The following is a 13,627-nucleotide window of genomic DNA, read 5'->3' as shown; positions in this document are numbered from 1 at the left end:
GCGCCGCGCGGTGCGCGACGCGGATCCCGACGGCGCGGCGGACTGGCTGGCGCTGGCCGCCGCGCTCGAGGTGGCCGGCGGCGCCGGCGCGCCGCTCGCCCCGACGCTGGAGCGGCTCGCCGGCGTGCTCCGCGCCCGCGTGCAGTCGGCACGCGAGGTCGAGACGTCGCTCGCCGGCCCGGTCGCCACCGCCCGGATCGTCGTGCTGCTCCCGCTCGTGGGCCTGCTGTTCGCGGCGGTGATCGGCGTCGATGCGCTCGGCACCCTCCTGACCACCCCGCCGGGGTGGGCGTGCCTGGCCGCGGGGCTCGGCGGCCTGTCGCTCGCCGCGCTCTGGACCTCCCGGCTCGTGCGGGCCGCGCGCCGCGCGCCACCGGACCCGGGACTCGAGCTCGAACTGCTCGCCGTCGCGCTCGGCGGCGGGCTGGGTGCGGACGGCGCCCGCGAGCTCGTCGCGCGAGCGCTGCGGGCGCGTCCGCACGGAAACGGCGATTCGGCGGGGCGGACCGCCCGGCGCCGGGCCGACGGATCCGCGGGCGGTGCGGCGCTCGCCGACGAGGTGCTCGCATTCGCCCGGGCGGCCGGGGTGCCGGCGGCCGCGCTCCTCCGCGCCGAGGCCGAGGAGGCCCGCCGCGAGGAGGCCGCCGCGGCCCAGCGGCGCGCCGCCGTGCTCGCGGTGCGGCTCCTGATCCCGCTCGGCGTCTGCGTGCTGCCCGCGTTCCTCGCCCTCGGGGTCGCCCCGATCCTGCTCTCGCTGCTCGACTCGACGCTCGGCGTGCTGTGATCACCGCTCCTCCACAGACCGGTGATCCGGGGCGCCCTCCCCGGATCCCCGACGGCCACCGCGCCGCGTCTTGCAGCCGGACATGCTGGTCCCAGCTCGTGCCCCGACCGCGCTCCGCGCCCGCTGTTAATAAGAGGTACGACATGACCATCACCGACCGTCCCGACGCTCCCCTCCCGCCGTGCTCCGCTCCGGCGCACCGACCCGTGGCGCCCGGCCCGGATCCGTCCGGCCGCCGTCTGGCCCGGATGCTCCGCCGGCTCGAGGCGGACGACGGCGCGGCCACCGCGGAGTACGCGATCACGATCATGGCGGCCGTCGGCTTCGCCGGACTGCTCGTGGTGATCCTCAAGTCCGGCGAGGTGCAGCAGATCCTCACCGATCTGGTGCATCGCGCGCTGACGATCGCCGGCTGACCGTGCGGCCGACGGCGTCGCACGACGACGGCAGCGCCACGGCCGAGCTCGCCCTCGCGCTCCCGGCCGTGCTGGTCGTGCTCGCGATGGCGCTCGGCGGCGTGCAGCTCGGCATCGTGCGACTCCGCGCGCAGGATGCCGCAGCCGACGCGGCCCGGATCCTCGCGCGCGGCGATCCGCCCGCGCAGGCCGCCGCCCGGGTCGCGGCCGGGCTGCCGACGGCGACGCTCGCGCGGCGCGACGACGGCGATCTCGTGTGCGTGACGGTGACGGCGTCGGCCGGCCGGGGTCCGCTCGCGGCGCTCCGCGTCGCCGGCGAGGGCTGCGCGCTCGGCGGCGGGCGGTGACGAGCGCGATGAGGACGACGCCGGCGATGACGACCCCCACGGCAGCGACCACGACCACGACCACAACGACGACCACGACGACGACGGCGAGCCCGCGCGAGCTCGCCGACGATCGCGGCTCCGGATCCGTGCTCGCCGTCGCCCTGCTCGGCCTCGCCGTCACGGCGGCGCTGACCGCCGGCGCCCTCGGGTCGGGGCTGACCGCGCGGCAGCGCATCGTGTCGGCCGCGGATGCCGCGGCGCTCGCCGCAGCGGACGCGGCATCCGGTGCGGTCCCCGGCGAGCCGTGCGGGCTCGCGTCGCGACTCGCGACGACCGGGGGAGCGCGGTTGACGGCCTGCTCCGTCGACGGGGCGACGGCCGAGGTGGCCGTCGCCGGCACCGTGCTCGGCGCCGTCGTCACCGCTCGAGCCCGAGCGGGTCCGCCGCCGGACGCGGCCGGCGCGTCCGCTGAGGGCTGAGCGCCGGCTGGAGCCGTTCCGAGTCGCCGGTGTGTATGGTGACCCTCGGAATGAGGCGCCGGATCCCGGCACCCCCTCCCCGCATCGTCCGCGGGGTTCCCATCCGTCCCGGTCCGTCGAGGAGTGCAGTTGCCTACCGCCAAGAAGCTGGTCATCGTCGAGTCGCCGGCGAAGGCCAAGACGATCGCCCAGTACCTCGGCGACGGCTACGAGGTGCAGGCGTCGGTCGGTCACATCCGCGATCTGATCGAGCCGAAGAACCTGCCGCCGGAGCTGAAGAAGGGGCCGCTCGGCAAGTTCTCCATCGACGTCGACAACGGCTTCGCGCCGTACTACGTCGTCAGCGAGGAGAAGAAGCGCACGGTCGCCGATCTCAAGAAGGCGCTCAAGGACGCCGACGAGCTCTACCTCGCGACGGATGAGGACCGCGAGGGCGAGGCCATCGCGTGGCACCTGCTCGAGGTGCTCAAGCCGAAGGTGCCCGTGAAGCGGATGGTGTTCCACGAGATCACCAAGGACGCGATCCAGGCCGCGCAGCAGAACACCCGCGAGCTCGACACCGCGCTGGTCGACGCGCAGGAGACGCGGCGCATCCTCGACCGCCTGTACGGCTACGAGGTCTCGCCCGTGCTCTGGCGCAAGATCGGGCCCGGGCTGTCCGCCGGTCGCGTGCAGTCCGCCGCGACCCGGCTCGTGGTCGACCGCGAGCGCGAGCGTCTCGCCTTCGTGCACGCCGTCTACTGGGACCTCGACGTCGAGCTCGCGACGAGCGGGGCGGAGGACGCGACCCGCTTCGCCGCCCGGCTCGCCCGCCTCGACGGGCGCCGCGTCGCCTCCGGTCGCGACTTCGACGACGAGGGCCGCCTCAAGGGCGACGTGCTCGCGCTCGACGAGTCCGCCGCGACCACCCTCGCGACGGCGCTGAAGTCCGACGCCACCCGGCTCTGGGTGTCGAGCGTCGAGTCGAAGCCGTACTCGCGCCGCCCGGCCGCGCCGTTCACCACCTCGACGCTGCAGCAGGAGGCCGGCCGCAAGCTGCGCTTCTCCGCCCGGCAGACCATGAGCGTCGCGCAGTCGCTGTACGAGAACGGCTACATCACCTACATGCGCACGGACTCGCCGAGCCTGTCGCAGCAGGCCATCACGGCCGCGCGGTCGCAGGCCACGAAGCTCTACGGCGCCGACTCGATCCCCGAGAAGCCGCGCCAGTACAGCGGCAAGTCGAAGAACGCGCAGGAGGCGCACGAGGCGATCCGCCCGTCCGGCGAGGTGTTCCGCACGCCGAGCGAGGTGTCCGCCAAGCTCAACGCGAACGAGCGCAAGCTCTACGACCTGATCTGGAAGCGCACCGTCGCCTCGCAGATGGCCGACGCCAAGGGCTCGACGGCGACGATCACGATCACCGCGAAGACCGCGGACGCCGGCACGGCCGAGCTCACCGCGTCCGGCACCGTCATCACCTTCCGCGGCTTCCTGGCTGCCTACGAGGAGGGACGCGACGAGGATCGCGAGCAGAGCGCCGAGCCGCAGGAGGCCCGCCTCCCCGAGCTCGCCGAGGGCCAGCAGGTGGCCGCCGCCGAGGTCGAGGCGAAGGGCCACGAGACCAGCCCGCCGCCCCGCTACACGGAGGCCAGCCTGGTCAAGGCGCTCGAGGAGCTCGGCATCGGACGCCCGTCGACGTTCGCGAGCATCATCTCCACGATCGTCGACCGCGGCTACGTCACGCCGCGCGGCACCGCGCTCGTGCCGAGCTGGATCGCATTCAGCGTCGTCCGCCTGCTCGAGGACTACTTCTCCGACCTCGTCCAGTACGACTTCACCGCCGGCATGGAGGACGACCTCGACAAGATCGCCGGCGGCGACGAGGACCGCGTCGACTGGCTGCGCCAGTTCTACTTCGGCGGCGACCGCCACCGCGGCCTCCGCACCGTCATCGACAACCTCGGCGAGATCGACGCGCGCTCGGTCAACTCGATCCGGATCGACGACGACGTCACGCTCCGCATCGGCAAGTACGGCCCGTACCTCGAGGTCGTCGACCCCGAGGCGGAGGAGGGCGCGACGCCGCGCCGCGTCAACATCCCGCAGGAGCTGGCGCCCGACGAGCTGACGGTCGAGCGGGCGCACGAGCTCATCGACGCGCCCGTCATCGGCGACCGCGTGCTCGGCGTGCACCCGGGGTCCGGCAAGGACATCGTGGTGAAGGACGGCCGGTTCGGTCCCTACATCACCGAGGTCGAGCCGGAGGTGGCCGCCGATCCCGTGACCGGTGAGGTCGCCGAGCCGGCGAAGCCCGCCCGCGGCAAGAAGAAGGAGGCCGCGCCGAAGCTGCGCACCGCCTCGCTCTTCAAATCCATGGACCCGGCGACGATCGACTTCACGACCGCGATGCAGCTGCTCGCGCTGCCGCGCGTGGTGGGCCAGGACCCGGAGTCCGGCGAGGACATCACCGCGCAGAACGGCCGCTACGGCCCGTACCTGAAGAAGGGCACCGACACCCGGTCGCTCGACGGCGAGGACCGCATCTTCGAGATCGACCTGCCCGGCGCCCTGGAGGCGTTCGCGCAGCCCAAGTACGGCGGCCGCAGCGCGTCGAGCGCGCTGAAGGAGTTCGAGGCCGACCCCGAGAGCGGCAAGCCGATCAAGATCAAGGACGGCCGCTTCGGCCCGTACGTCACCGACGGCACCACCAACGCGACCATCCCGCGCGGTGAGGATGTCGAGGGCGTCGACTTCGAGCGCGCCGTGCAGCTGCTCGCCGACAAGCGCGCCAAGGGCCCGGCCAAGAAGCCGGCCCGCAAGGCGACCACGACGCGCCGCACCCCGGCCAAGAAGAAGTGACCGACGAGCCGACGCACGCGGCCGGGCGCGCCGCCGGCCTGTTCGTCACCCTCGAGGGCGGCGACGGGTCCGGCAAGTCGACGCAGTCGCGGCTGCTCGCGGACTGGCTCGCCGAGCGCGGCCGCGAGGTCGTGACCGCGCGCGAGCCCGGCGGCACCGAGCTCGGCGTCGAGCTGCGGGAGATCATCCTGCACCGGCGCGGCTACATGGCCCCGCGGGCCGAGGCGCTGCTCTACGCCGCCGACCGCGCCCACAACATCGAGACCGTCGTCCGCCCGGCCCTGGCGCGCGGCGCCGTCGTGCTGCAGGACCGCTACCTCGACTCCTCCGTCGCCTACCAGGGCGCGGGCCGCGTGCTCGACGCCGGCCAGGTGCGCGACCTCTCCCTCTGGGCCGCCGAGGGCCTGCTGCCGGACCTCACCGTGCTGCTCGACCTCGACCCGGCCGACGGCCGCCGCCGGCTCGACGCCGCCCGCGACCGCTACGACCGGCTCGAGGCGGAGCAGGCGGAGTTCCACGAGCGGGTGCGCGCCGGCTACCTCGCGCTCGCGGCGGCGGAGCCCGAGCGGTTCCTCGTGCTCGACGCCGCGCGTCCCGTCGACGAGCTCCAGCAGGAGCTGCGCGGACGGATGTCGGACCTCGGAGCCTAGGCTGACGCTGTGATCTGGGACGACCTCACGGGGCAGGAGGCGGCGATCGCCACCGTGCGCGCCGCCGCCGAGACCGGCGAGGGGATGACCCACTCCTGGCTCATCACCGGCCCGCCCGGCTCCGGCCGGTCCACCCTCGCCTACGCCTTCGCGACCGCGCTGCTCGCGAGCGGCGGCCGCGACGCGGAGGCGACGCGGCACCAGGTGGACGCGCGCACGCATCCCGACCTGTCCGTGCTCAGCACCGAGGCGGTCGTCATCACCATCCAGCAGGTGCGCGAGCTCGTGCAGCGCAGCCAGTACTCGCCCTCGGTCGCCCCGTACCGCGTGGTCGTCATCGAGGACGCCGACCGGATGACGGAGCGCACGTCGAACGTGCTGCTGAAGTCGCTCGAGGAGCCGCCGCCCCGCACGGTGTGGATCCTCTGCGCCCCGAGCGAGGCCGACCTGCTGCCGACCATCCGCTCGCGCGTGCGCAGCGTGCGCCTCACGACGCCCGGCGTCGACGACGTCGCCGCCCTGCTCTCCCGCCGCGACGGCGTCGAGCCGGAGCTCGCCGCCCGGGCAGCGCGCGAGGCGCAGTCCCACATCGGCATGGCGCACCGGCTCGCCACGAGCCCGGAGGCGCGGCAGCGGCGATCGCGCACGCTCGACCTCGCGCTCGGCCTGCGCACGGTGTCCGCGGCGGTGCTCGCCGCGGCCGAGCTCGTCGAGATCGCCGGCGACGACGCGAAGGCCCTCACCGCCGAGCGGGACGCCGAGGAGCGCGAGGACGTGCTGCGCTCGCTCGGGGTCGAGGCCGGCGGCGCCGTGCCGCCCGCGCTCCGCAGCCAGCTGAAGACGCTCGAGGAGGAGCAGAAGCGCCGCGCGACCCGCAGCCTCCGCGACGGGCTGGACCGCATCCTCATCGACCTGCTCTCCCTGTACCGCGACATCCTGCTCGTGCAGCTCGGCGCCGGGGTCGACCTCGTCAACGAGGCCGTCGGCGACCGGCTCCGCCAGTCCGCCGCGCAGGCCTCGCCGGCCGAGACGCTCGGCACCCTCGACGCGCTCGCGGAGGCGCGTGAGCGGCTCGCCGGCAACGTCGCGCCCGCGCTGGCGCTCGAGGCCGCCCTCATCACGGCCGTCCGCCGCCGTCCGGTCTGACCCGCCGATGACCTCCGCCCGCCCCGACCTCGAAGAGGCCCCGTGACCCGCCGAACCCGCCGCGCCGCCCTGGCGGTCGCGCTCGCCGCCACCCTGCTGCTCACCGGATGCGTGTCCGCGTTCCTGCCGCCGACGGCACCCTCGACGAGCACGCCGACGAACGAGAAGGTCGCCGCCGAGCTGCGCCCCTACTACCGGCAGGTGCTGAAGTGGTCCGGCTGCGACAACGGCATGCAGTGCACGACCGCGAAGGCGCCGCTGGACTGGTCGGATCCGGGCGGCGACTCGATCGAGCTGGCGCTCATCCGCCAGCCCGCGACCGGCGGCGACCGCAGGGGCTCGCTGCTGGTGAACCCGGGCGGCCCCGGCGCCTCCGGCTACGAGTTCGTGCGCGACAGCGTCGACTTCGCCGTCGACGAGCGGCTGCAGCAGGGCTACGACATCGTCGGGTTCGATCCGCGCGGTGTGCAGCACTCCTCGCCGGTGAAGTGCGTCGACGACCCCGACCAGCTCACCGACTTCCTCTACGGCATTCCGGCGGGCACCGCGGGCTCCGACGCCTGGATCTCCGAGGTCGAGCAGTCGAACGCCGCCTTCGGCGCCTCGTGCGCCCGGCTGACCGGCCCGCTGCTCGGCCACGTCGACACCGACAGCGCGGCCCGCGATCTCGACATGCTCCGCGCCGCCCTGGGCGACCGGAAGCTGAACTACCTCGGCTACTCGTACGGCACGTTCCTCGGCGCCACCTACGCCGGCCTCTTCCCCGGCAAGACCGGGCGCCTCGTGCTCGACGGCGCGCTCGACCCGGCCACGAGCGACTTCGACGTCTCGCTCGCGCAGGCGAAGGGCTTCGAGAGCGCCTTCCGGGCCTACCTGAAGAACTGCCTCGGCAGCCAGGACTGCCCGTTCTCGGGATCGGTGAAGGCCGCGCAGACCGAGGTGCGCGCGCTGCTCGACTCGCTCGACCGCACGCCCCTGCGCAACAGCGACGGGCGGATGCTGGGCAGCTCGACGATGTTCACCGCGATCATCTACCCGCTCTACAGCCAGTCCAGCTGGCCGTCGCTGAACCAGCTGTTCATCGAGGTCTTCCGCGGCAACCCGGCCACCGCGTTCCGGCTCGCCGACGACTACAACGGCCGGCGGTCCGACGGCGGCTACGCCGACAACTCGACCGAGGCGTTCCTCGCCATCAACTGCCTCGACTACACGGCCGACGACGATCCGGCTGTGATGCGTCAGCAGGCGGCCGAGCTCGCGACGGCCGCGCCGGTGTTCGGCAAGCAGATGTCATGGGGCGGCACGACCTGCGCCACCTGGCCGGACGCGCCCACGCGCACCCGCGGGCCCATCTCGGCCGCGGGCTCGGCGCCGATCCTCGTGGTCGGCACCACGAACGACCCGGCCACCCCCTACGCCTGGGCGCAGTCGCTCTCGAAGGAGCTCGAGAACGGGCACCTCGTGACCTACCACGGCGAGGGCCACACGGCCTACAACAAGTCGAACTCGTGCGTCGACGATGCTGTCGACGCCTTCCTGCTCGACGGCACCGTGCCGAAGTCCGACCCGGACTGCTGACGCGCGGAAGGCGGCGCACGGCCGCGCGCGGACGTCGTCACGGCTCCCTCCCGGGCGGCGTCCCGGCGCCGATGGGATGATGACGCCGTGACCGACACCCAGGTGCAGGGCCTCCGCGCGCGCAAGCGCGCCCAGACCCGGCGGGCCATCGTGCTCGCCGCCGTGCGGATCGCGGAGGAGCGCGGCATCGAGGGCGCGACGATCGACGAGATCAGTCGCGCCGCCGACGTCGCGCCCCGCACCTTCTTCAACTACTTCGCGTCGAAGGACGAGGTGCTGGCGGGCGCCGCGCCGCACCTCCCCGGCGACGGCCCGGTCGAGGCGTTCGCGGCCGCCCGCGGACCGCTCCTCGACGACCTGGCCGAGCTGCTGGCGGTCGCCGCCGACGAGTCGGATGCCGACAGCGAGATCACCCGGCTGCGGATGGGCCTGGTCAAGAAGCACCCGCAGCTCGCGGTCGCGCGGATGGCCGGGATGCGCCACTTCGAGGACGAGCTCGTCGAGGTCGTGGTCCGCCGGCTGGAGGCCGAGGCCGCCGATGCGAGCGAGCCCGCCAGCACCGGCCAGGCTGCTGCCGCGGCGCTGCGCAGCCGGGCGTCCGTCGTCGTGCTCGCCTCCTCGGGCGTCCTCCGCCACGCCTGGCTCGGCTGGGCGCAGGGCGGAGGCTCCGCGACGCTCGGCGACAGCATCCGCTCGTCCGCCCGGCTGCTGGTGGACGTGATCCGGGAGGCGCCGCAGCGCTGATAGGCTGTCGGCCGTGCCCGGGCTCGCCCGGTGCGCCGCCTTAGCTCAGTCGGTAGAGCGTCTCACTCGTAATGAGAAGGTCGTGGGTTCGATTCCCACAGGCGGCTCCATCACCGCCGACCGGGCTCCCGGTCTCCCGGAGCCCGGCTCGCGCCCGGCTCAGTCCGTACCGAGGTCGAACGCGGAGCCCTCGTTGGCCGCGTCGATCGCGTCGATGCCGCTCTCGTGCTCGCCGCCCCCGAGGATCTGCTCCGACTCGCCGCGCTCCAGCTCGCCCACGAGCTCGGCGGTGGCGCCGCCTATGAGGCCGGAGGCCGCGTACTGCTCGAGGCGCGACCGGGAGTCCGCGATGTCGAGGTTGCGCATCGTGAGCTGGCCGATCCGGTCGTCCGGGCCGAACGCGGCGTCGCCGACGCGCTCCATCGAGAGCTTCTCCGGCTGGTAGCTCAGCGCCGGGCCGGTGGTGTCGAGGATCGTGTAGTCGTCGCCGCGGCGGAGGCGCAGGGTGACCTCGCCGGTGACCGCCGAGCCGACCCAGCGCTGCAGCGACTCGCGCAGCATGAGCGACTGCGGGTCGAGCCAGCGGCCCTCGTACATCAGGCGGCCGAGGCGCCGCCCCTCCGCATGGTAGTTCGCGACGGTGTCCTCGTTGTGGATCGCGTTGAGCAGTCGCTCGTAGGCGATGTGCAGCAGCGCCATGCCCGGCGCCTCGTAGATGCCGCGGCTCTTCGCCTCGATGATGCGGTTCTCGATCTGGTCGGAGACGCCGAGGCCGTGACGACCGCCGATCGCGTTGGCCTCGAGCACGAGCGCGACCGGGTCGTCGAAGCCGGCACCGTTGATCGCGACCGGGCGGCCGGCCTCGAAGCGGACTGACACCTCCTCGGTGGCGACCTCCACGTCCTCGCGCCAGGAGGCGACGCCCATGATCGGCTCGACGATGTCGAGGCCGCTGGAGAGCTCCTCGAGGTTCTTCGCCTCGTGGGTGGCGCCCCAGATGTTCGCGTCGGTCGAGTACGCCTTCTCCGTGGCGTCGCGGTAGGGGAAGCCGCGCGCGACGAGCCACTCGCTCATCTCCTTGCGCCCGCCGAGCTCGGTGACGAACGCCGAGTCGAGCCACGGCTTGTAGATGCGCAGGCGCGGGTTGGCCATGAGGCCGTAGCGGTAGAACCGCTCGATGTCGTTGCCCTTGTAGGTGGACCCGTCGCCCCAGATGTCGACGCCGTCCTCCTTCATCGCCCGCACGAGGAGCGTTCCGGTCACGACGCGGCCGAGCGGCGTCGTGTTGAAGTAGGTCTTGCCGCCGGAGCGGATGTGGAACGCGCCGCACTGCAGCGCGGCCAGGCCCTCCTCGACGAGCGCCGCGCGGGCGTCGACGAGGCGGCCCTGCTCGGCGCCGTACTCGGCGGCCCGGCCGGGCACGGCGGCGATGTCCGGCTCGTCGTACTGGCCGATGTCGGCCGTGTAGGTGAAGGGGATCGCGCCCTTCTCGCGCATCCAGGCGACGGCGCACGAGGTGTCGAGCCCTCCGGAGAAGGCGATGCCGACGCGCTCGCCGACGGGGATGCTGCTGAGAACCTTCGACATGCTTCGAGCGTAGGGGGCGCAGAGGCCTCCGCCGTCCGCGCCGGCGGGCTCGACGCCCGACGCCGTCCCGATCAGACCAGCTGGTCCGCCCACGACCGCACGACGGCCGAGAACCCGGGCAGGGCCGCATCCACCTCGGCGGCGGACGCGAACGAGAACACGAGCCGGTTGCGGCCGGCCCAGCGCGCGCAGGGCCCCGGATCCGCGACGACGATCTCCGGATGGTCCGGCTTCGCCCTCGCCCCGGTGTGGAGCACGACCCGGATCGCGCCGGGGCGGACGTTGAACGTCGCGAAGTCGTCCGTGATCGCGAAGCTCGGCGCGTTCCACTTCCGCGACTCGACCGCCTCGGGCACGGCCGAGCGGACGGCGGCGACGAGTCGCGCCGCGGGCGCGTCGAGCTGGGTCGCCCCGGCCGCGGGTCGGTCGCCTCGCCCCTCGCTCATCGCCGGCTCAGCGTCCGACGCCGCGGAACGACGCCGCGCGATGCTCGGCCGGCAGGCGGTCGCCGCGCCCGTGCAGCTTCTGCCGCAGCGTGCCCTCGTCGTAGGCGTCCGGATACGCGCCGCGCGCACGCAGCACCGGGATGACGTGCTCGATGACGTCCTCCCAGGTGCCCGGCGTGACGGCGTAGGCGAGGTTGAAGCCGTCGACGCCCGTCTCCTCGACCCACTCCTGCAGGAAGTCCGCCACCTGCTCGCCCGAGCCGACGATGGTGGGTCCCAGCCCGCCGATGGCGCGGTTGCGGGCGAGGTCGCCGACCGTCCAGGCGCGACCGTGCTCCTCGTCCTCGGCGAACTGGGTCGCGACCGACTGGATCGCGTTCGACTCGACCGAGCTCACCGGGTCGTCGAGCCCGTACTGCGCGAGGTCGACGCCCATCCAGCCGGACATGAAGACGAGCGCGCCCTCCTCGCTGGCGTAGGACAGGTAGTCCTCGTACTTGGCCCGGGCGAGCTCCTCGGTGGCATCCGTGATGACCGTGAGCAGGGTGTAGATCCGCGCGGCGTCGCGCGGGCGTCCGGCGGCCTCGAGCGCGTCCCGGATCTTCGTCACCGAGCTGGCGAGCACCTCTTTCGACGGCGCGGCGACGAAGACGGCCTCCGCGTTGCCGGCGGCGAACGCGACGCCCCGCGACGAGGCGCCGGCCTGGTAGATCACCGGCGTGCGCTGCGGCGACGGCTCGGAGATGTGGATGCCGGGCACGGTGAAGTGCCTCCCGCGGTGCCCGATCTCGTGCACCTTCGCCGGGTCGGTGAAGACGCCGCGCTCGCGGTCGCGGACGACCGCGTCGTCCTCCCACGACCCCTCCCACAGCTTGTAGAGCACCTCGAGGTACTCGTCGGCGTGGTCGTAGCGGTCGTCGTGCTGCAGCTGGTCGTCGTGGCCGAGGTTGCGGGCGGCGCTCGGCAGGTAGCCCGTGACGACGTTCCAGCCGACGCGGCCCTTCGTGAGGTGGTCGAGCGTCGTCATGCGGCGGGCGAACGGATACGGGTGCTCGTAGGCGGTGCCCGCCGTGACGCCGAAGCCGAGGTGCTCGGTCACGAGCGCCATCGCGCTGACGAGCATGAGCGGATCGTTGACGGGCACCTGCGCGCCGTTGCGGATCGCGGCCTCGTTGCTGCCGCCGTACACGTCGTAGGTGCCGAGCACGTCGGCGATGAAGATGCCGTCGAACGTGCCGCCCTCGAGCAGCTTCGCGAGCTCGGTCCAGTACTCGAGCGTGTTGTACGTCGAGGAGCGGTCATCTGGGTGCCGCCACAGCCCGGAGGACTGATGGGCGACGCAGTTCATGTCGAAGGCGTTGAAGCGGATCCGGCTCACCATGCCTTCATGCTCGCCGCAGACGCCGCCCGGGTCGAGGGCCGTGCAACACCGGGTCATGCTGAGCGCCGCTCGGCGGCTCGGCCGCTCGGCGGCTCAGCGCGGGCGCTCCTGCGCCCGGCGGACCGCGCCGAGCAGGGAGCCCACCAGGATGACGGCGCCGATCACGAGCACGCCGACGAGCGCGAGGATCAGCCACGATCCCGGGGTCGCGCGGACGAGCCACTCGGCGGCGGTGTCGGCGCTCGCCGGGGTCCAGACCAGCCAGACGGCCGTCGAGCCCAGTACCGCGAGCACGACGCCCCAGACGATGGCGGCGACGCGGATGCGCGGACGGGGCGCCGCCGCGACGTCGACGGACGCGGCCGGCGCGGCGGCGATCTCGTCGGCCGATGCCGCGCCGGTGGTGTGCTCTCCGTCGATGGATGCCGAGTCGGCGAGGTCGGCGTTCCCGGGGGTCCGGGCGGTCGGGGTGCTGTCGTTCATCTGGTCGCTCCTGGCGGTCACGGGGTGGTCGGGGTCGGGGACGGGGTGGCGGTCGCCGTCGACGAGCCGGATCCGTCGACGAGTCCGTCGTCGAGCCGCGCGTCGGTGGTGACGCGGAGCGTCCCGTCGGCGAGCTGGACCCGGATGACGGCGTCCGGCGCGTGATCGGCGCCGAGGTGCACGTCGTAGCGGTAGAGCCCGCCGTCGCGTCCCGTCGGATCGATCGGCGCGGTGGCGACGCGCGAGTCGTCGCCGCGGACGCGCTCGGTCGACAGCTGCGAGTCCGGCGCGACGGCGATGAGGCGCACGCTCATCTGCGGCGACACGACCACGCGCACGCTCCCCGACCGCTGCTCGAGTCGGACGACGGCTCCCGGCTGACGGGTGCCGCTCGCGACCACATAGAGCTCGGAGCTCCCGCCGGCGCGGAGGTAGTCGCCGTCGTGCGTGGTGTCGATGCCGTAGCCGCCGGACGGCGGCAGGACGGTGCGGTTCACCGCCAGCGGCAGCGACGCCGCCGTGCCGACCAGCGCGACCACGGCCAGCACCGCCAGCAGGCGGGCCCGGCGACGGACGACGCCGGCGATCGCGAGGGCGAGGCCGAGCACCACGACCACGGCGCCGAGGCCGACCGGCGCGGCGATGGCCCGCTCCGGCTGCGCGAGCGCCGCGGCGATCGCGGCACCGGCGCCCGCGACGATGGCGAGGCCGAGGGCTGCTCCGGCGAACGCGGCGCCGATGCGGGGGTCGCGCACCCGGAGCG

14 protein-coding genes and 1 tRNA gene are annotated in these 13,627 nt (G+C 73.8%); 10 read left to right on the top strand and 5 right to left on the bottom strand.

Going from position 1 to position 13,627, the window contains the following annotated elements:
• The 10 genes from AC1RSJ_RS16495 to AC1RSJ_RS16450 form a co-directional block, all read left to right on the top strand.
• A partial coding sequence (locus AC1RSJ_RS16495; protein WP_493119562.1) for a type II secretion system F family protein occupies positions 1-784 on the top strand: 784 nt, incomplete at its 5' end.
• Between the two features lie 248 nt (positions 785-1,032).
• Positions 1,033-1,200, top strand: coding sequence for a DUF4244 domain-containing protein (locus tag AC1RSJ_RS16490; RefSeq protein WP_493119563.1), 168 nt, complete (start codon positions 1,033-1,035; stop codon positions 1,198-1,200).
• 2 nt (positions 1,201-1,202) lie between these two features.
• Positions 1,203-1,547, top strand: coding sequence for a TadE family type IV pilus minor pilin (locus AC1RSJ_RS16485; RefSeq protein WP_493119561.1), 345 nt, complete (start codon positions 1,203-1,205; stop codon positions 1,545-1,547).
• A 26-nt stretch (positions 1,548-1,573) separates the two neighbouring features.
• The gene (locus AC1RSJ_RS16480) at positions 1,574-2,008 is read left to right on the top strand and encodes an Rv3654c family TadE-like protein (RefSeq protein ID WP_493119560.1); all 435 of its coding nucleotides are present in this window, start codon (positions 1,574-1,576) and stop codon (positions 2,006-2,008) included.
• Between the two features lie 129 nt (positions 2,009-2,137).
• Positions 2,138-4,849: a type I DNA topoisomerase gene (topA, locus tag AC1RSJ_RS16475; RefSeq protein WP_493119558.1), complete on the top strand. Its 2,712-nt coding sequence runs from the start codon at positions 2,138-2,140 to the stop codon at positions 4,847-4,849.
• Complete coding sequence (gene tmk, locus AC1RSJ_RS16470) at positions 4,846-5,499, top strand: dTMP kinase (protein WP_493119557.1); 654 nt, start codon at positions 4,846-4,848, stop codon at positions 5,497-5,499. Before topA ends, tmk begins: the two co-directional genes overlap by 4 nt.
• Before the next feature lie 9 nt (positions 5,500-5,508).
• A complete protein-coding gene (locus tag AC1RSJ_RS16465) occupies positions 5,509-6,645 on the top strand; it encodes a DNA polymerase III subunit delta' (protein WP_493119556.1) in 1,137 nt (378 codons plus the stop codon).
• Positions 6,646-6,687: 42 nt separating this feature from the next.
• Complete coding sequence (locus AC1RSJ_RS16460) at positions 6,688-8,223, top strand: alpha/beta hydrolase (protein ID WP_493119554.1); 1,536 nt, start codon at positions 6,688-6,690, stop codon at positions 8,221-8,223.
• Between the two features lie 87 nt (positions 8,224-8,310).
• Positions 8,311-8,967 carry a TetR/AcrR family transcriptional regulator gene (locus AC1RSJ_RS16455; protein WP_493119552.1) on the top strand — a complete coding sequence of 219 codons (657 nt, stop codon included), beginning with the start codon at positions 8,311-8,313 and terminating at the stop codon, positions 8,965-8,967.
• Positions 8,968-9,001: 34 nt separating this feature from the next.
• Positions 9,002-9,077: transfer RNA gene (locus tag AC1RSJ_RS16450), tRNA-Thr, on the top strand.
• 49 nt (positions 9,078-9,126) lie between these two features.
• Here AC1RSJ_RS16450 and argG read toward each other — a convergent pair.
• The 5 genes from argG to AC1RSJ_RS16425 form a co-directional block, all read right to left on the bottom strand.
• Complete coding sequence (argG, locus tag AC1RSJ_RS16445) at positions 9,127-10,554, bottom strand: argininosuccinate synthase (protein WP_493119550.1); 1,428 nt, start codon at positions 10,552-10,554, stop codon at positions 9,127-9,129.
• Between the two features lie 71 nt (positions 10,555-10,625).
• Entirely contained in the window at positions 10,626-11,000 is a 375-nt protein-coding gene (locus AC1RSJ_RS16440) for a hypothetical protein (protein ID WP_493119548.1), read from the bottom strand.
• 7 nt (positions 11,001-11,007) lie between these two features.
• Positions 11,008-12,381: an LLM class flavin-dependent oxidoreductase gene (locus AC1RSJ_RS16435; protein WP_493119546.1), complete on the bottom strand. Its 1,374-nt coding sequence runs from the start codon at positions 12,379-12,381 to the stop codon at positions 11,008-11,010.
• 93 nt (positions 12,382-12,474) lie between these two features.
• On the bottom strand, positions 12,475-12,864 hold the full coding sequence (locus AC1RSJ_RS16430) for a hypothetical protein (RefSeq protein ID WP_493119544.1): 390 nt from the start codon (positions 12,862-12,864) through the stop codon (positions 12,475-12,477).
• Between the two features lie 17 nt (positions 12,865-12,881).
• A partial coding sequence (locus tag AC1RSJ_RS16425) for a hypothetical protein (RefSeq protein WP_493119542.1) occupies positions 12,882-13,627 on the bottom strand: 746 nt, incomplete at its 5' end.

The sequence above is a fragment of the Schumannella sp. GW821-FHT10F01 genome, assembly GCF_058809295.1.
The sequence above is the reverse complement of the archived record's forward strand: the minus strand, read 5'-3'. Positions and strand labels throughout refer to the sequence as shown.

Coding starts and splice junctions, on each gene's coding strand:
- AC1RSJ_RS16430 (WP_493119544.1), bottom strand. CDS start 12,864: ATGAACGACAGCACCCCGACCGCCCGGACCCCCGGGAACGCCGACCTC.
- AC1RSJ_RS16490 (WP_493119563.1), top strand. CDS start 1,033: ATGCTCCGCCGGCTCGAGGCGGACGACGGCGCGGCCACCGCGGAGTAC.
- AC1RSJ_RS16435 (WP_493119546.1), bottom strand. CDS start 12,381: ATGGTGAGCCGGATCCGCTTCAACGCCTTCGACATGAACTGCGTCGCC.
- AC1RSJ_RS16480 (WP_493119560.1), top strand. CDS start 1,574: ATGACGACCCCCACGGCAGCGACCACGACCACGACCACAACGACGACC.
- AC1RSJ_RS16440 (WP_493119548.1), bottom strand. CDS start 11,000: ATGAGCGAGGGGCGAGGCGACCGACCCGCGGCCGGGGCGACCCAGCTC.
- argG (WP_493119550.1), bottom strand. CDS start 10,554: ATGTCGAAGGTTCTCAGCAGCATCCCCGTCGGCGAGCGCGTCGGCATC.